The 18,567-nt window shown below is 34.3% G+C and carries 19 protein-coding genes; 3 read left to right on the top strand and 16 right to left on the bottom strand.

Annotation, left to right across the window (positions count from 1 at the left end):
- Positions 1–7 precede the first annotated feature (7 nt).
- From ACHRWY_RS24800 to lipA, 3 genes are all read right to left on the bottom strand, one after another.
- A complete protein-coding gene (locus ACHRWY_RS24800) occupies positions 8–2,179 on the bottom strand; it encodes an ATP-binding protein (RefSeq protein ID WP_395358207.1) in 2,172 nt (723 codons plus the stop codon).
- A 26-nt stretch (positions 2,180–2,205) separates the two neighbouring features.
- Positions 2,206–3,204, bottom strand: a complete 999-nt coding sequence (gap, locus tag ACHRWY_RS24805) for a type I glyceraldehyde-3-phosphate dehydrogenase (RefSeq protein ID WP_395358209.1) — start codon at positions 3,202–3,204, stop codon at positions 2,206–2,208.
- A 92-nt stretch (positions 3,205–3,296) separates the two neighbouring features.
- Positions 3,297–4,163 carry a lipoyl synthase gene (lipA, locus tag ACHRWY_RS24810; protein ID WP_395358211.1) on the bottom strand — a complete coding sequence of 289 codons (867 nt, stop codon included), beginning with the start codon at positions 4,161–4,163 and terminating at the stop codon, positions 3,297–3,299.
- A 330-nt stretch (positions 4,164–4,493) separates the two neighbouring features.
- Here lipA and ACHRWY_RS24815 point away from each other — a divergent pair, with 330 nt between their 5' ends.
- On the top strand, positions 4,494–5,372 hold the full coding sequence (locus ACHRWY_RS24815; protein ID WP_395358213.1) for a M48 family metalloprotease: 879 nt from the start codon (positions 4,494–4,496) through the stop codon (positions 5,370–5,372).
- Positions 5,373–5,433: 61 nt separating this feature from the next.
- Here ACHRWY_RS24815 and ACHRWY_RS24820 read toward each other — a convergent pair whose 3' ends face one another.
- From ACHRWY_RS24820 to recF, 13 genes are all read right to left on the bottom strand, one after another.
- Positions 5,434–5,814, bottom strand: coding sequence for a PH domain-containing protein (locus tag ACHRWY_RS24820; RefSeq protein WP_026727729.1), 381 nt, complete (start codon positions 5,812–5,814; stop codon positions 5,434–5,436).
- Between the two features lie 64 nt (positions 5,815–5,878).
- Positions 5,879–6,616: a DUF4184 family protein gene (locus ACHRWY_RS24825; protein WP_395358215.1), complete on the bottom strand. Its 738-nt coding sequence runs from the start codon at positions 6,614–6,616 to the stop codon at positions 5,879–5,881.
- A gap of 104 nt (positions 6,617–6,720) precedes the next feature.
- Positions 6,721–7,548, bottom strand: a complete 828-nt coding sequence (locus ACHRWY_RS24830) for an energy transducer TonB (protein ID WP_395358217.1) — start codon at positions 7,546–7,548, stop codon at positions 6,721–6,723.
- Positions 7,549–7,704: 156 nt separating this feature from the next.
- Positions 7,705–8,256, bottom strand: coding sequence for an RNA polymerase sigma factor (locus tag ACHRWY_RS24835; protein WP_395358219.1), 552 nt, complete (start codon positions 8,254–8,256; stop codon positions 7,705–7,707).
- Complete coding sequence (locus ACHRWY_RS24840; protein ID WP_395358221.1) at positions 8,247–9,353, bottom strand: glycosyltransferase; 1,107 nt, start codon at positions 9,351–9,353, stop codon at positions 8,247–8,249. The genes ACHRWY_RS24835 and ACHRWY_RS24840 overlap by 10 nt, the downstream gene beginning before the upstream one ends.
- Before the next feature lie 82 nt (positions 9,354–9,435).
- Positions 9,436–10,050 (bottom strand): FMN-binding negative transcriptional regulator, encoded by a 615-nt coding sequence (locus ACHRWY_RS24845; protein WP_395358223.1) that lies wholly within the window; start codon positions 10,048–10,050, stop codon positions 9,436–9,438.
- 11 nt (positions 10,051–10,061) lie between these two features.
- Positions 10,062–10,520: a GNAT family N-acetyltransferase gene (locus ACHRWY_RS24850; RefSeq protein ID WP_395358225.1), complete on the bottom strand. Its 459-nt coding sequence runs from the start codon at positions 10,518–10,520 to the stop codon at positions 10,062–10,064.
- A gap of 41 nt (positions 10,521–10,561) precedes the next feature.
- Positions 10,562–11,575, bottom strand: coding sequence for a UDP-N-acetylmuramate dehydrogenase (murB, locus tag ACHRWY_RS24855; protein ID WP_395358227.1), 1,014 nt, complete (start codon positions 11,573–11,575; stop codon positions 10,562–10,564).
- Between the two features lie 109 nt (positions 11,576–11,684).
- On the bottom strand, positions 11,685–12,788 hold the full coding sequence (locus tag ACHRWY_RS24860) for a pyridoxal phosphate-dependent aminotransferase (RefSeq protein ID WP_395358229.1): 1,104 nt from the start codon (positions 12,786–12,788) through the stop codon (positions 11,685–11,687).
- A 78-nt stretch (positions 12,789–12,866) separates the two neighbouring features.
- Positions 12,867–13,925, bottom strand: coding sequence for a glycosyltransferase (locus tag ACHRWY_RS24865; RefSeq protein WP_395358231.1), 1,059 nt, complete (start codon positions 13,923–13,925; stop codon positions 12,867–12,869).
- Between the two features lie 97 nt (positions 13,926–14,022).
- Positions 14,023–14,700 (bottom strand): DUF2461 domain-containing protein, encoded by a 678-nt coding sequence (locus ACHRWY_RS24870; protein WP_395358233.1) that lies wholly within the window; start codon positions 14,698–14,700, stop codon positions 14,023–14,025.
- A 12-nt stretch (positions 14,701–14,712) separates the two neighbouring features.
- Positions 14,713–15,411 carry a thioredoxin domain-containing protein gene (locus ACHRWY_RS24875; protein WP_395358235.1) on the bottom strand — a complete coding sequence of 233 codons (699 nt, stop codon included), beginning with the start codon at positions 15,409–15,411 and terminating at the stop codon, positions 14,713–14,715.
- A 227-nt stretch (positions 15,412–15,638) separates the two neighbouring features.
- Positions 15,639–16,718, bottom strand: a complete 1,080-nt coding sequence (recF, locus tag ACHRWY_RS24880) for a DNA replication/repair protein RecF (RefSeq protein ID WP_395358237.1) — start codon at positions 16,716–16,718, stop codon at positions 15,639–15,641.
- 403 nt (positions 16,719–17,121) lie between these two features.
- On the opposite strand from recF, the gene ACHRWY_RS24885 reads away from it, so the two are divergent.
- Entirely contained in the window at positions 17,122–17,901 is a 780-nt protein-coding gene (locus tag ACHRWY_RS24885) for a tol-pal system YbgF family protein (protein ID WP_395358239.1), read from the top strand.
- Positions 17,902–17,994: 93 nt separating this feature from the next.
- Positions 17,995–18,567: a 6,7-dimethyl-8-ribityllumazine synthase gene (gene ribH / locus ACHRWY_RS24890; RefSeq protein ID WP_395358241.1), complete on the top strand. Its 573-nt coding sequence runs from the start codon at positions 17,995–17,997 to the stop codon at positions 18,565–18,567.

Below are 18,567 nucleotides of genomic sequence, written 5' to 3' on the forward strand. Positions count from 1 at the left end.
TAAAAAACTAATCAAAAAACTTAGCGATAATACTATAGAATTCGTCCGGAACAAATGGTTTTGTAATAACATCATTCATTCCAAAAGATAAAAGCATATCTCTGTTTTCATCCAGTGAAATGGCAGTCAAAGCAATGATTGGTGTCGTTTTGTCAAATTCCCTAATCAATTTAGTGGCAGTTGTTCCGTTGATTCCGGGTAAGTGAACATCCATTAAAATCATATCAAATCTTTTCACTTTTAAAAGCTCTACAGCATCTTCGCCATTATCGATGATCTCACATGTAATTGCTTTGTTTTCAAGCATCTTACGAGTAATCATCTGGTTGATTTTGTTATCCTCAATCAATAAAATTGATTTGTGTTTTAACTGCTTGTCGTTATAAGGTTTTGTCTCTTCTACCACTTCCAGAGGTTCTTTGTTAATCTTAAAATTTAATTTGAAGGTAAAAGTAGATCCTTTGCCTACTTCACTTTTTAGTTTTATTTCGCCACCTAAAAGCTCGATTAGCTTTTTAACGATAGTAAGTCCTAAACCGGTTCCTCCATATTTTCGATTGACCTCTATAGATCCTTGCGAGAAACTTTCGAAAACCGTTTGCAATTTGTCTTCCGGGATACCAATTCCGGTATCTACAATTTCAAAATAAACTGTTGCAGTATCTTCTTCTTCGGCGTATAATTTTGCAATTACGTTTACATTTCCGTTTTGCGTAAATTTTAAAGCGTTATTGATTAAATTTAAGATGATTTGGGATAGTTTCGTAGGGTCGCCAATTAAATTATCCGGAATGGTTTCGTCCATTTCAAGATTAAAATAATTTTTATTGGCAGTAGCCAGCTCTTTCAGGGAGCTTTGAATATTGAATAGCAATTCTTTTAAATTGAAGCTAATGTTTTCGACTTCAACTTTTGTAGAGTCTATTTTATTAATTTCAAGAATTTCATTGATAAAAGTGGTCAGGTAGTTTCCTGAAAATTTTAATGATTCTAAGTATTTTAATTGTGTTTTTTTAGGATTGTCCTCCAGTAGTAAATGCGTAATTCCGTTAATGGCATTTAACGGGGTCCGAAGTTCATGGCTTACGGTAGATAAAAATTCAGATCTGGCTTTTGATGCTTTCTCAGCTTTGTTTTTAGCCAGAATAAGCTCTTTGTTTTTTTCTCTTAAAAGTAAATTATTCTGATTTCGGATAATATTATTTTTATACAAAGCCAGGCTCAAAAGGGATAAAATCGAAATAAGGGCAATGGCTAGTATGCTGACTAATTTGGAATAACGATAAGTTTTGAGCTGAATTTTTTCTTCATTCTCCCGTTTAATCGTATTGTTTAAGGATTGATTTTTTTTGAATTTTGCGAACTCATTCTGATCTAATTTCGCATTCCTTAACTTTAGAATATAATTTTCTAATTGGTAGTGTTCATCCAGATAAGAATAGGCAAGATCAAAATTTTTATTCTTTTTGTAGTATTGGCTTATCGCAAAAATGATTTTTGATTTTTGAATCAGATTATTGCTTTTAGCGTTATAATCTAAGGCATTGTCAAAATAAATCATGGTTGAATCGTTCCTTTTGAGCTGTGTTTCAATTAAGCCAAGTTGGTAATACGAGTCGGCTTTGGTTTTTATGAGGGAAGGATTGTCTGGTTGTTGGGTTATTTGGCTAAAAAATTCTGCTGCCAGTGGTAGATTTTTGTTTGCCTTAAAAGCCATTGCTTTTTGATAGTTGAGAACTTCGGCATGATCCACAATCTTTAACTCATCTAAAAGATTTTTGGCTTTTTTATAATAAACATCAGCGGTTTTGTAATCGCCTCTTGCCGTGTTGGTCACGCCAATATAATGAAGTGCTAAAACTTTCGTACAGGTTGGGGCCACTTTATCAAATAAAGAAACGCTTTTATGGAAATTTTTGAGCGCCTCTTCGTAGTTCTTTTGATTGTAGTGAATTTTTCCAAGCTTAAAAGTCTGATTGGCTAAATTTTCAGGTTTATTATTGCTTTGGCAAAAATCAATTGATTTTTGGGTGTAAAACAGGGCCTGATTGTATTTTTTATTATTAAGATTTGCGTCTGCTAATTTGTTGTAATAGAAAATGCTATCCGTACTCTTTTTAGTCTGAGAGTACAAAAACGAATTAAGAAAACAAAAAACAATAATAAAGTGGTATTTCATGTATGGCAATGCTTTTACAATGAATCTTACGTTTTTCCCACAAGCAGAATCAGATCGATTAATCTTGATGAATAGCCAATTTCATTGTCATACCAACCCACAACTTTTACCATTTTATCAATAACGGAAGTTAATTGTGCGTCAAACAAACACGAATTGGTGTTGCCAATTACATCAACAGAAACAATAGGATCTTCTGTGTAATCTAATATTCCTTTTAAATTTGTTTTTGAGGCTTCTTGAAATGCTTTATTTATTTCTTCAATCGTAACAGCACGTTTTACATTAAACGTAATATCTGTCAATGAACCATCGGGAACAGGAACACGAATTCCGCAACCACCGATTTTTTCATGCAATTTAGGAAAAATTTTTGTTAATGCCTTAGCTGCACCTGTAGTTGTTGGAACAATTGACTGACTTGCGCCTCTTGCACGGCGTAAATCCTTATGTGGCTGGTCGTGAAGACTTTGGTCAGTTGTGTAAGAATGTATGGTGGTAATGTAAGCTTGCTCAATTCCGCACAATTCATCAATGATTTTGATCATTGGAGCGGCATTATTTGTAGTGCAACTTGCATTCGAAACAATGTCTTCGTTTCCGTCCAGGATATTTTCATTGACTCCCAGAACTACTGTTTTGATCGTATCTACTTCTGATGGGGCAGAAAGGATTACTTTTTTTGCTCCGGCTTCAATATGAGCATGTAAATCTTCGTGCGTTTTATATTTTCCAGTTGATTCTATTACAAAATCAATATTGTGGCTTTTCCAGTCTAAATTTGCAATTTTTTTTTCGTGAAAAAACAGATAATGATTATCATTAACAATAATCCCTTTTTCATCGAAGCTTACTTTAAAGGGTAAAACTCCGTGAATACTGTCATATTTGATCAAATGTGACATAGTTTTGTTATCAGCGATGTCATTGATGGCAACGACTTCAATTTCAGGATGGTTTAGGAGTAAACGAAATAAATTTCTGCCAATTCTTCCAAAACCATTTATAGCAATTCTAGTTTTCAAGCTGTTTGATTGTTTGTTTCATCGTTTCGTTGTTTCATCATTTTATTGTTTATTAAACAGAAATGATGAAACAATTACACGAATAACCGTTTTTATAAAATATGTTTTTGTGCTTTATATGAAGAACGAACTAATGGTCCGCTCTCGACGTGACGGAAACCTAATTCAAGACCAAATTTTTCATATTTCGCAAATTGATCAGGGGTTATAAATTCTTTTACAGGTAAATGTTTTTTACTTGGCTGCAGGTATTGACCAATAGTAACAACATCAACGTTTGCATTACGTAAATCAGTCATGGTTTGAAAAACTTCTTCTTCAGTTTCTCCAAGACCTAACATAATTCCGGATTTGGTTCTGTTAATTCCTTTTTCTTTAAGGTAACGTAAAACTTCTAAACTACGATCGTATTTAGCCTGAATACGGACTTCACGGGTTAAGCGACGAACAGTTTCGACATTATGCGATACTACTTCAGGATTTGCTTCTACGATACGATCGAGGTTTCTTTCGATTCCCTGAAAATCAGGAATTAAAGTTTCAAGCGTAGTGTTAGGGTTCATTCTTCGAATTGCTTTAACGGTTTCGATCCAGATAATAGATCCGCCATCTTTCAAATCGTCTCTGTCCACACTTGTAATTACAGCATGTTTGATGTTCATGATTTTGATCGAACGGGCTACTTTTTCAGGCTCGTCCCAATCTACCGTTTCCGGTCTTCCGGTTTTTACACCACAAAATCCGCAGGAACGTGTACAAACGTTTCCTAAAATCATGAAAGTTGCCGTCCCTTCACCCCAGCATTCTCCCATATTGGGGCAGCTTCCCGAGGTGCAAATGGTGTTTAAGCTATATTTATCGACTAAACCGCGAAGTTCAGTATATTTTTGTCCAATAGGAAGTTTAACCTTTAACCATTTAGGTTTTGTGGTTGGTATGTTTTCAATGACTGTTTCCATATATCAAAATTCAAAGTACAAAGATACGGAATGTAGTTTATTTGATGATTTGTTTGCCATTTAATTTGGCATTGATATCTCATAGTTTTGTAGCGATTCCTTTTAGTGATGATATTGTATTCCTGTTAAATTGTTGTTTTTAAATCAGTAGTATAATTAAAAAGATTAATTTTTGTTTATTAATTGAGGCGTAGTTAATAATTTGTTATAGTGTGTTGATTTTTACCCATTTAAAATTTATACCTTTAAATGTTAAAAAAATACCTTTAAATGAAATAAAACGTATTTGCATTGTAGTACATTTGTTATTAAATTGTAATAATATAAAACATGAAAAAGAAATTTATTGTATTGGGAGTTTTGTTTGCCACTTTCGGTTTTACTAGAATGAATGCGCAAATTAATTTTGGCGAAAAAGCACTAGGAGCTGTTCAAAAAGGAGTTAGTGGTTTTACCTTTAGTAATGCTGATGCAGCGGCATTGTCTAAAGCTGCAGTTGATAAAATGGATGCTGAACATGAAGTGGCAGCGGCAACAGACCCTTACACTTTACGTTTGAACAGGGTTTTTGGGAAATATACAGCTGGCGATGGATATACTTTAAACTACAAAGTTTATAAATTAAAAGAAGTAAATGCTTTTGCAACGGCTGACGGAAGTGTACGCGTCTATTCCGGATTAATGGATATAATGGATGATAATGAATTACTTGCTGTTATTGGTCATGAAATTGGTCACGTTGCAAACCATGATTCTCAGGATGCCATTAAAGCAGCTTACAGGAAAGAAGCGTTGTTGGAAGGTGCAGCATCACAATCGGCTACGATTGCCAGTGTTACCGATAGTCAATTGGGAAAAATTGGAAGTGCTATCATCGACAGTAAATTTAGCCGTAAACAAGAAGCCGAAGCCGATTTGTTCTCGTATGACTTCTTAAAGAAAAACGGTTACAATGTAAATGCTGAAGAATCTGCTTTTAGAATTCTGGCTAAAATGAGTGAAGGAACCGAATCTTCTTTTATTGATCAAATGATGAGTTCGCACCCGGATTCAAAACAAAGAGCCGAAGATGCTAAAAAGAGAGCAGAGAAAGATGGTTTGTATAAGCCTTATGTGCAACAAAAGATTGTAAACACTGCTCCGGTAACTAAAGCTGCGACAACTAAGAAAGCGGCCACTACCAAAAAAGCAACTACTAAAAAGAAATAGTAATTTCTATTCAAATAAAAAACGGCAGATTTAATAATCTGCCGTTTTTGCATTTATATAATTAACCTAAAACATGATGTGCTAAAACTTTTTGCACATCGTAAACGTTTACAGATTTATTGAATTGTTTGACAATACTTGGGTTTAGTTCGCTTGAAACCCAGATTTTTAATTCAGCATCAAGATCAAAAGTTCCTGCCGTTTCTACGCTAAAACGGGTAATGCTTTTGTAGGCAATTGATTTATACTCTGTTTTACTTCCTGTTATGCCTTGTACGTCAACTAAGATTAATCTTTTGTTCGTAAAGATAAAAGTATCACGGATTAATTTAAACCCCATTTCGATTTCTTCGTTGTCTGTTAAAAGTTGGCCGTATTTTTTTAGTAAATCGTCCTGACTAACAGTTCCTGCATTCCCCATAAGGGCTGAAAATATTCCCATTTTTTAGTTTTTAGTTTGATTGATTTGATTTCCTTTTAAAGAGATGTAAAAGTAATTGATTTTGTTAAATTTCCGAACTTGCTTTCGATTTAATTAAAGCCGGACTTAGGACTAATGAAATTAAAAAAGCCGAAATTACAGTCACAATAATATTTCCAAAAATTAGCTCCTTTAGATGAATTGAAAATCTTAAAACTAAAATTGACAAGGTTAAAATGATAACAGCAGTCCAATATTTTTGACTAATAGCTGGATGCTGAATTGAATTTTGCGGTAGCTTCATAAATGATAAAATTATGATAATAGCACCTGTTACAGTACTTATGTGCTGGGATATTTTCCAAATCGGGATTTCATGTCCAAAAAAAGTAATAGTGTTTTTCAATACAGAAATGTGTTCTGTGAAATAGCCATGCTGATGAGTGAAGCAATCCCAAAAAAGGTGGGAAATTATTCCCGTTATTATTGAAATAAGTATAATGGTCCAATGTGTTTTGAAATAATGATTCCAGCTAAATGAAATATAGGATGATAGTCTGGATTTTATAAAGTTTGGTGAATTGAAAAATAAATCATTTTTAACCAGGTTGTGAAAAAGAAAAGAAATTACAATGGCTAAAGGTAAATCAAACCAAAATATTCCATAAAAAGTATGACTGTAATTGCTTTGGACTTTCATTCGAATAAAGTACTCGAAGTCGGGAGTTAAGCTGCCAATTATAAGACCGGTAAACGAGAACCATTTTCGGGGTAAATATGTAAAAGACAGAATTATGGCAGGATGCGAAAAGGTAAATGGCATTTAAGTTTTTTTAATTGAATAAACTTAAAAGTAGTATTTTAAAGTTTTGGTTTAAAATGATTTCATAAAAAAAGCAGAACCTAAGTTCTGCTTTTCTCTATTTATTATTCTGCTTCCGTTTTTATTGTTATTGGAAGGTTATAGGCAGTTCGAACTGCTTTTCCGTTTAATACTCCCGGAATCCATTTTGTTTTTAGTGATTTTAAAACTCTGATAGCTTCTTTTCCAATTCCGTAACCAGGATCGTTTTTTACCATAACATCCGTAATTGAACCGTCTTTTTCGATTACAAAGGAAACATATACTCTTAATGTTTTTTCAGCGTCTAATTCCGGTCTGTTGAAATTGTTTCCAACATACGTATAGAATTTAGCCATTCCTCCTGGGAATTCCGGTAATTTGTCAAGTGCACTTACTGGAACAGCAGTGATTCCCGGGTCAGTAACTTCTGTTACTACGGTAGTATTAGTCCCATTTCCTGGTATTGGATTTTCTCCAGTCCCATTTCCCGGAACAGCACTTTCAATCACAGTAGTGTTTTGTGCATTAGTAGCAATGTTGTCTACCGCCTGCTCAGTGGTTACTACAACAGGATGCGATAATTGACTCAAATCTGTTGCCGGAGTTGCTGCGGCTTGCTGTTGTGGTATAACCGGTGCGGGCTGCTCTGGTTGTACCGGAATAGGGGTAAGATCTACAGGTGTTAATGGCAAACTAAGAACAGGTTCAGTTCCTATAACCGGCTGTGTCTTAAATTTATTAATTAGTATAGATACACTTACTAATGACGCCAATAATAGCAAACCTACAAATAATGCGGTAATAGTTGTTTTGGAATTCTCCTGGCGTAATTGATACGCACCGTACTCTTTGTTTTTGTTTTCGAAAACAAGATTGGTCCAGCTTGCTTCGTAGATACTTGATTTAGACATGATTTTTGGATTTTAAGGTTAAGTAACTTTAAATCATAAGCGACAGGGTTTTTGGTTTTAGCTAACAACGCAGGAGTTGTTGTTTTAGTGTGTGGATAATTTATTTTTTTAAGAATAAATAAACAGATATCTTATTCTTTACTTAAAGATAATAAATTATATGTTACGTTCGATGATTTCTGCTAATAATTTTTTAGCACGAAGTAATTTTACCTTAACATTGCTTAATGGCTCGTCTATTTTCAGGGCAATTTCCTGATATGTCATTTCCTGAAAGTAACGTAACTGGATTACTTCCTGGTAATGTGGTTTTAATTCTTTGATGCATTGAAGTAAGCGCGAAAGGTTTTGCTCTTTAATTAATGCATCTTCTGCAGATGGAGTAGTGTCAGCAATATTGTAGGCCTGCTGATCTTCGGTATCAGTGATTTCTATAAAAAGACTCGTTTTCTTTTTGCGTAATAAATCAATGTAAACGTTTTTTGCAATTGCAATTAGCCAGGTGTTGAATTGAAATTCCGGATTGTAACTGGCAATTTTGTCGAAAGCTTTTGAGAATGTTTCGATGGTAATATCTTCGGCAGTAGTTTCGTTTTCAGTACGCTTTAACATAAAGCCATACACTTCATTCCAGAAATAATCTAATAAAAAAGTAAAGGCGACCTGATCGCCCTTTTTTGCTTTTTCTATTTTAGAATTTATTTCCAATATACAGGTTTTGAAAAGAGATTAGTTATAAAGATATTAATTTGTGTCAATATAAGCATGATTTCGACTACAGGAAACCAAACTTTAAGATCATTTTCTTTCAGTTTACCCGCCGAGAATCCAATAACGGTCCATACGATAGTATAGCGTGTTGCTAAAATAGCAAGTACCGAGATCCATTGAAACTGGAAAGCTAATAAGATGGTAACTGAAATAAAGAAAAATAATTGTGAAACGAAAAAAAGACCTAACTGCATTTTGTCGAAAGACTTATAGTATTGTGCAGTAGAAATATGTCTTCTTTTTTGGGTAAACCATTCTCTGTACGTTTCTTTTGGTTTTGAATAAGTGAAACTTTCAGGAGTATACGAAATAGTTGTATTGTTTTTGTTTGCCGCCTGATTGATAAACAAATCGTCGTCGCCTGAACGAACCTGAATATGGTCAATAAAACCGTTTACGTTAAAAAATTCTTCTTTTTTATAAGCAAGATTTCGTCCGACACCCATGTATGGAAGTCCTAATTTTGCCCATGAAAAATATTGTACAGCTGTCAGGACTGTCTCGAAACGAATAATTTTATTTAATAAAGAACGTTCTATTTTTTCGTAACCGCCATACCCTAAAACGATTGTTTTATTCATGGTGAATTGTGAGGTCATGGCAGTAATCCACTCTTTTGAAGTGGGATAACAATCTGCATCTGTAAACAGCAAATAGTCTTTTTTTGAAGCTTTGATTCCTAATGTTAAAGCATATTTTTTATTACCCCAAAAAGCTTCATTGTTCTGTACTTTAACCAAACGTATGTTGGCATATTGTTTTTCAAATTCTTCAAAAGCTTCTAAAGTTTCGTCGCTTGAAGCATCATCAATTAGAACAATCTCGAAATCCGGATAATCTTGCTCTGCCAATAACGGAATGAATTTTTTTACGTTCTCTTCTTCGTTTTTAGCGCAGACAATCACCGAGACAGGAAGTTTTTTTGATGTAATCTCTTGTGGTTTGGCAAAAGCAAACTTACCAAAAATTCCTAAGTAGTAGAAAACCTGGATAAAAACAATAGCAATAAAGAAGTAAAATAAAGTTATAAGCATCTGTTTTAATGTCTTTTAATTTTTGAATCTTGCGAGTGCAAATGTACTTATGAATTCCTAGATTTCAATGGCTAATGCCTATTTACTTTCGGCATTTCGACATTTCTTTTGCAACAGCAATAGCCTGAGGGTTTTCGGTTTTTTCTAATTCCGAAATTATGTTTTTATAATTGTGGTCATCCCTGTTCTGTGAGAGTTTTTTGGTCGCCTGAATTTCATCAATTTCAATCTCAAAACCAAAAATTCCCCTGGCTTCGCGCATTGTTTTTACAGATAGATTTTCAACACGCACCGGATTTTCTGAATTAACTTCATATTTATCGACCAGTTTTTTAAGTTGTTCTATGGAAGTGACTTCATCAACAATTTTTATTCGGCCATAAACATGTACGGCTATGTAATTCCATGTTGGTACATTTTCGTGATCGTACCAGGAAGAAGAAATATAGCTGTGAGGACCAGTAAAAACGGCCAGAACCTGATCGTTTTCGGTAAAACCTTCGGCTTGCGGATTTAATTTTGAAAGGTGTCCCTGCAGAATTTCTTTTCCATGGGCATTCACTTCAAGTTCAATAGGGATATGTGTAGCACATAATTTTCCGTGAGTCTGATTGATCAGGATACCAAAGCTGTTTTCTTTCAAAAAAGTTCTGATAGATTCCGGATCTTCGTTCTTGTATAAGTCAGGTGTGTACATTTTTATGAGTTTTAATTTAAAGATTTTCCCAGACAAATTGCTTCCGGTCGATCCCTGTATTTCCCGTAATTCGGAATGATATTATATTCTTGTTTTTGGTAAAATTGGATCGCACTTTCGTTTTTTACCCGTGTTTCCAAAACCAAATTTGTATAGCCAATTGTTCTTGCGTTGTCTTCTAAAAAAGCCAAAAGGGTTTGCCCAATTTTTTTCCCACGATATTTAGAATACATTCGTTTTACTTCGCCAGTATGCTCGTTGACAGGTCTTATGGCGCCACAACCTACAATTTCAGTATTTATTTCGGCGATGACAAACACATATTTAGCATTTTCGTTTTGCCAGTCCTGAAAAGAATTCTTGCCATCGCTCCCAAAACGAATGTAAAGATTTTTTGATAATTCTTCGAGGATTGATGCAGCTTTTTCATGATCAGGATTCGAAATTTTTATGGAAATAGTTTCTTGCATTTAAGAGAAGATAATTGCTGTTTTTTGTGGCTAAATATTTTTTAAATCACATTAACTTCAGCTTCAATATGAATACCGAAAGTTTCAAAAACAGTTTTTTGAACCGCTTTTGAAACGGCTAAAATCTCCTGTCCGGTTGCATTTCCGTAATTCACTAAAACTAAAGCCTGATTTTTATGAACTCCCGCGTCGCCAAAACGTTTTCCTTTAAAACCAGCCTGCTCAATTAACCAGCCTGCAGGAACTTTTACCTCCGTTTCAGAAACTTCATAATATTTCATTTCAGGGAATTTCTCGTGTATTTTTTCGAAATCAGATTTCAGTAAAATCGGATTTTTAAAAAAACTCCCACTATTCCCTAATTCTTTAGGGTCCGGTAATTTGCTTTGCCTGATTGCAATTACAGCATTACTCACATCTTTTAAAGTTGGGGCAGCTATATTGTTTTTAGCCAGTTCGGCGGTAATATCTCCGTATGAAGTATTGATTTTATGATTGTGTTTGGTGAGTTTGTAAATCACCGAGGTTATAATATATTGATCTTTTACTTCATTTTTGAAGATGCTTTCGCGGTATCCAAAATTACATTCATTGTTTAGGAAGGTTTTTATTTCCTGAGTTTCGATATTCATCGCTTCGCAGGAAACAAAAGTGTCTTTGATCTCCGTTCCGTACGCGCCAATGTTCTGAACGGGTGTGGTTCCTACATTTCCCGGAATCAGGGACATGTTTTCTAAACCGCCAAAATTGTTGTCGATTGTCCAGAGTACGAAATCATGCCATGTTTCGCCAGCCTGACTTTCTACCCAGACAAAATCATCGTCTTCTCTAATGATTTTTTTACCCTTTAAATCAATATGAATTACCAGCGCCTCGATGTCTTTTGTTAAAAGCATATTGCTGCCTCCGCCTAAAATAAATTTTTTCTCGTTTTTGTTTGTTGTCAAAATGGTTTTTAACTCATCAACTGAGTGAACGGCAACAAATTGTTTTGCTTTGGCTTCAATGCCAAACGTATTGTAGTTTTTTAAAGAAAAATTGGATTGGATTTCCATAAATAAAAGGCTTTTTGAGTTCCGGAACTTCGGAAAAATTCTGAGTTCAAAAGTAACGATTATAATTTATTTGAATAGATTTTCTGTAAAAAGACTTTTTTGTAAAAAATTACTTTATGGCTGCAATAAATTGTTGCATTTCTTTCATTGTACCTATGGTAATTCGGGTCCATTTTCCATTCTCCTCATAAATTTTTGTGCCTAATATGTTGTGATCTTCTAATTGTTTAAAGAAATCTTTTTTGTAATTCTCCAGTGAAAAATAGATAAAGTTGGAACAGGAAGGAATGCAGGTAAGATTTAGCCGGGTAAGTTGTTCAATAGTATATTTCTTTACCTCTTCATTTGCAGCATATACTTGCTGAATAAATTTTTCATCATTTAAAGATGCCAGGGCACCAGCAGCAGATACTATGCTCACAGATAAATTTGGAGACGATTTTAAAGTGCTGAGTTCGCCAATTGTTGACGAAGCAGCAATCGCATAACCTAAACGTGCACCGGCCAAGCCATACATTTTTGAAAAAGTTTTGGTGATAATTAAATTTTTATTTTCAACTGTAAGTTCACTCAGTGATTGTTCTTTTGTGAAATCGATATAAGCTTCATCAACAAAAACAATTGCTTTTTTAGTGGCTTCTGTTATAAATGAGATTAATTTTTCTCTATCGCATATAGTGCCTGTTGGATTATTAGGATTGCAGATGTAGATCATTTTTGTATTAGAATCGATCGCTTTCAAAATGGCTGGTAAATCGTTCTTTTTATCTTTCGTTAAGGGAACAGTGATTTTTTTTAGTCCTAATTTTTCAAATGGATCGGTCCAATAGTCGTAGGTAGTTTCGGCCATTATAAAATTGCCTTTGTTTAGGGCGCTGTATTGAAGTACCAGGTCTAAGATTTCTGTAGAACCGGCACCTAACATAATGTTATGGTCTGAAACATTGTTTTTTTTAGCGATAGCCGTAATTAATTGCGGGTAAAGATTCCAGCCGTATCGATTACTGCTGTTTACACTTTTGGTCATGGCAATTCGGGCTAAAGGAGAAGGACCATAAGGGTTTTCATTTGACCGTAATAAGATAGGGGATTTGTCTGTATCCGGGTAAACATAATTTTCTGATCGTGGATTTGCAAATGTTTCAAATGGAGAAAATCCTAAGGCTAGTGTGCCTAAACTTACTTGTTTGAGCCAATTTCTTCTATTGTTCATATTTCTTTCAGGTTAAATTAAATAATACCGTGAAATAATATGTCGTTGCGATTGAACAAAAGTTACGATGTGGTTGAGTTACTTTCGGGAATTTAGTAATTCATGATATTTGTCGGCAATAATTTTCATATTAACATCATAATTGGCATTCTTCTCCACAAATTTTCTGTTTTGAAGGATGGCCTGATTCCGGGATTCTGAATTTTCAAAGGACCAAATTAATTCTTCAGCCAGCATATTGATATTGTCAATTTCAATCAATTGTCCGTTTTCACGATGTCTGATCCAGCTTTGATTTCCGGGAATGTCCGAAACTACAGGATAACAATTACAAGCCATCGCTTCAAATAAAGAAGCCGAAACACCTTCGGTAATGGGCATACTGATATAGATATTCGATTGTTGTAATAATTTAGGAAGTTCAGTATTTGCAATTCTTCCTGTAAAAATCACTTTGTTTTTAATTTGTAAAGTTTCGGCTAAATCTTTTAAAAACTGTAATCTTGTTCCGTCGCCAACAATAGTAAGTAAAAAGTCAATTCCTTTTTGATGTAAAATGGCGAAAGCTTTTAAAATTGAATCGTGGCGGTATTCAGGTTGCAAAGAACGGGTTACAATGGCTTCAATTTTGTTCGAATTGTTGGCTGAAGGAGAGAAAAGGGATAAATCGATTCCTTTAGGGATTACAAGTACTTTAGCCATGTCAACACCAATGGCTTTCATCGAAATAGTCATTACCGGACCCCAGGCATGAATTAAATCGGCTTTTTTGAAAGCATGTTTTTGAATGATTTTTTTTAAAGGAAGTAAAACAGAGCCTTCCGGCCATAAATCAGTCCGGCCTTGTTGTGCAATGGCAATCGGATGCATGCCTGAAATCGCCGCAAGAAACCCGTAGCTGGTTGTTCTTTCGGCAATAATCATATCCGGTTTTTCCTGACGAATGGTTTTTCGAATAGAAACAGGAGAGAATGCATATTCTAAGATACGTTTAAACCTATTGATTTTTGAATTGTTCGGGGTTTGAAGCTCCCAGGTACAAATTTCAAAATCGCCAAATTCTTTTAAGCCTTTCATCCAGGTTATAGCGTCAGCACGATAGGATTCTCCCAGAAAAAGTATTTTTCTTTTTTTCATTCGATTGTTTTTTGCCACAGCTTAAAGGACTTAAAATATTTTTTTAATACTCTGTGTGTTGATCTGTAAAATCTGTGGCAAAAATAGATCTAATTTTTTAAAATTCATCAGTGTCTAAAGCGCGATTGATGAATTCGTTTAATGGTTTTAAAGCGATTAATTTCTTGCTCATTTTGGCCACGAAATCTTTTTGTGTCACTTCAGAAATATCATATTTTTGAGTAGCCGTAAAGCTTTTTAATTTTAAGAATTCAATTGCAGGATGGTCTTTTTCGTAACCTCTTGGCGGGTTTTTAAGCGAATTATTTTCGTTTACATCTAAACTTCCGAATTCTTTTTTGAAGTTTTTATCGGCAATAATTGCTTCCAGATCTTCGTGAAAAAAAGCAATTTCTTTACGGACTTTTTTCAGGTCTTCTGCCTCAGGTGAATAAAATCCTCCGGCAATAAAACTGGCGCCTTTTTCGATATGTACATAATACCCTGAACGGTTAAGGCCTTTTGTTCCTCCCGACATCCAGACACCCAAATGTGCTTTGTAAGGCGATTTATCTTTTGAGAACCGAATGTCACGATTGATTCTGAAAGTGCAATTTTTTACTTCCAGTAATTCCAGCGAAGGATCAAGCGGTTTCATCACATCCAGAAAATCGCTGACTAATTGATGGTAATCTTTTTTGAAAATCTCGTATCGTTTTTTATTGTCCTGAAACCAGTCTCTGTTGTTGTTCTTTTTTAAATCGTCTAAAAATTGCAATGATTCTTTCGTTAGCATATTCTTTAAATTTTATTGCAGTTGTTTTTTTAAGTCTTTTTCGCTGATAAAACCGGTGTTTTTCCATTGTACGGCTTTGTTTTCATACAATACAATAGTTGGTAGCTGATCAATTTTCATTTGAGTTGCCAGCGTTTTGTTTTTGTCAACATCAATACGAATGATGATAACTTTGTCTGCCATTTCTTTTTGCATTTTTAAAATAAACGGTTCCATTTGTTTGCAGGGGCCGCACCATTCGGCATAAAAATCAATTAAAACTTTTTTGTCTGTAGGTAACAGCTCGTTGAAATCATCCATGGTCATTCCAACCTGTGCTGTTGAGGCTTTACCAAATCCTTCTTCGTTCCAGTTCATGATTCCGCCTTCCAGTTCGTAAACATTGGTAAAACCTAATTCGGTTAGTTTTGTTGCTGCCTTTTTGCTTCTTCCGCCACTTAAGCAATACACATAAACAGGTTTCGATTTGTCGTAAGATTCCGCTTTTGCTGTAAAATCGTCACTGTTCCAGTTTATGTTTTTGGCATTGTCGATATGTTCTGATTCGAATTCATCAGGAGTCCGAACATCTAAAATTTGAGGGTTTTGAGTTGTTTTGATCTTCTCTGCGAATTCTTTTGGAGTGATGGATTCAAAAGAATTAGGTTTTTTTTCATTACAGGAAAGCAGCACAACTGAAAATATCAGGAATAAGATTTTAGGGAATTTCATGAGATCAAATTTTTTAAAAAAAAGTACTGCTAAAGTAATGATTTTTCATTTTTGAATTCTTAATAGAAAGTGAAATAAAAAAATAGTCACGAATTTCAAGAATAGTCACGAATGAAATTTTCTGAAAAAGGAATGTTACGAATCTTTTCTGTTTTAAATTGATTTTAGAAATTTAAACAAAATAAGAATTAGTGCTGATTGCTGAAATTCGTATTGAAGAACCTTGCTTACAAATTGAATATCTTATAACTCTGATGTGTCGATTTTACAATAGCTTCGGTACGTTCCGGATGTGTGTCTGATATAAAAAGCTGGCCAAAAGTTTCGCTGTTGACCATTTCGATGATTTTGGCGACACGACTTTCATCCAGTTTGTCGAAAATGTCATCAAATAGCAAAAGAGGTTTTACACCGCTTTGTTTCTTTAAAAATTCAAATTGAGCCAGTTTCAATGCAATCAAAAAAGATTTCTGCTGCCCTTGTGATCCGAATTTTTTTATTGGATGTGAATCAATTTCAAAAGACAAATCATCTTTATGGATTCCTACACTGGTATAATGCAGGGCACGATCTTTATTGATGTTTTCCTGTAAAAGTGTCAACAGGTCTTTTTCGAACAAATGACTTTCGTAAACCAATTGTACCGTTTCTTCAGATCCGGTTATGGCTTGGTGATGTACATTGAATATAGGGATAAATTGTTCGAGGAAATCTTTTCGTTTTTCAAAAATCGATTGTCCAAAACTATTTAACTGCTCATTATATATAGATAAGGTATCATTATCAAAAGTATGGTTGAGTGCAAAATACTTCAAAAGCGCATTTCGCTGTACAATTACTTTTTGATACTGAATAAGCTGGTGTAAGTAAGTGGAGTCTAATTGCGAAATCACGCTGTCCATAAATTTACGGCGTGTTTCGCTTCCTTCTACAATTAAATCACGATCAGCGGGCGAAATAATAACGAGCGGAATAAACCCGATATGATCGGAGAATTTGTCATAAGCTTTCCCGTTTCGTTTTAAGATCTTTTTTTGTCCCTTTTTTAAACTGCAGACAATTTGCTCCGTTCTGTCGTTTTTTTCTAATTCGGCATCAATCACAAAAAACTCTTCTCCATGTTTGATGTTTTGCACTGCCAACGGATTAAAATAGCTTTTTCCGTAAGCCAGATGATAGATTGCGTCGAGCACATTGGTTTTTCCAATTCCGTTTTTGCCGACAAAACAATTGATCTTGCGGTCAAAATCAAAACTGACTTCGGAGAAATTTTTATAATTGAATAAAGAAATTTTGTTTAAATACATTTTTTAAGAGACTCTAATGATAAAATTTGATGCTCCGTAACTATAACTTTCTTCTTCAGATTGTATTTTTTATGCCACGCATTAAAGAATTTTAAAAGATTTCTTCATGAAATCTGGTCTGATGTCTTTTTTAATCGGCGATAAACTATAAAATCGGTGGCTAAACTACTGTTTTGGCTTAGTAAGTTCCTGTTTTGGAAAAGCAAAAATTTGAGGGTGCAAATTATCGAAAATTATCGATATAATAGGCTTTTGGGGTGTTTCAGGATGAATTATTTTATCCCTGAAGAGAAAGGAGTTACGATTATTGAAATTATTTTTTTTAAAATAGTGATAAAATTGATTTTTTTTACCTCAGTTTCAATAAAAATTTTATTTTTGCCGTTCACTAAATTAATTTTAAATGGCTACTTACAATAAAAGAGGATATAAAGCACCAAAGGAAAAGGAAGTTAAAGAAGTAAATGAAGAACAACAGGTAATTATTGATGAAAAAGACAGCACAACTGCTGGTGTTTTTTCTAAATTAGATGAAACTGCTTCAAAAACTGAGGATTGGGTTGCTAAAAATCAAAAAATCATTATTGGTTTAGTTGCTGGTATTGCAGTTGCTACTATTGGATATTTGGCTTACCAAAAATTTATCGAAGCTCCTAAACAGGACGAAGCTGCAAGCGAAATGTTTGTTGCTCAGCAAAATTTTGAAAAAGCAACAAATGGTGTAGCAAGCGATTCATTGTATAAATTGGCTTTGAATGGTTCTGAAGGTAAATTCGGATTCATTAAAATTGCTGAAGAATATTCTGGAACAGATGCAGGAAAATTAGCTAATTATTATGCAGGTATTGCCTCTTTGAATATTGGTAAATACGATGATGCTATTAAATATTTAGGAAACTTTAAATCAAAAGAAGCTATTGTAAATGCTTTGGCTATTGGTGCTATTGGAGATGCTTATTCTCAAAAGAACCAACAAAAAGAAGCTTTAGACTATTATGTAAAAGCGGCTGAATCTAATAAAAACGATTTTACAACACCTCGTTTCTTATTAAAAGCAGGAAAAACAGCTTTGGCTTTAGGTCAAAAAGAAGATGCTTTGAAGTATTTAACAGACATAAAAGACAACTACGATGCAACTCCGGAAGCAGCTGCTGTTGATGTATTGATAGGATTAGCGCAATAATATTATTGAAGAGTTCAAATTTTAGTCCCAAAGTTTCGGGATAGATTTGTATTTTAGCATTCTGAAATTATTCTAAAATCTTAAATAGTACAGATGGCTACCGAAAATAAAAATTTATCAGAATACGATAAAAACACAATCCCAAATGCGAAAGACTTTCGATTTGGGATTGTTGTTTCTGAATGGAATGAAACCGTAACAGAAGGACTTTACAATGGGGCTTTAGACGCCTTAATTGATTGTGATGTTCCGGCTCAGCAAATTATCCGTTGGAATGTTCCAGGGAGTTTTGAGTTAATTTACGGTGCAAAAAAAATGCTGCAAACACAAAATGTAGATGCAGTAATTGTGATTGGATGTGTAATTCAGGGCGAAACAAAGCATTTTGATTTTGTATGCGAAGGTGTTACACAAGGAATCAAAGATTTGAATGTTCAAACAGATATTCCGGTTATCTTTTGTGTCCTGACAGACAATAACATGCAGCAGTCTATTGACAGAAGTGGAGGGATTCACGGAAACAAAGGAACTGAAGCAGCGATTGCAGCAATCAAAATGGCTTATATTCGTCAACAGGCTTCAATGTCGCATCCGTTTAATCAGCCTTTGTTGTCTTCAGGAGCAATCCAGATTGAAGAAACTCCCATTACAATCGAAAAAGAATAA

It is taken from the genome of Flavobacterium sp. FlaQc-48 (assembly GCF_044007335.1).
GTDB lineage: Bacteria > Bacteroidota > Bacteroidia > Flavobacteriales > Flavobacteriaceae > Flavobacterium.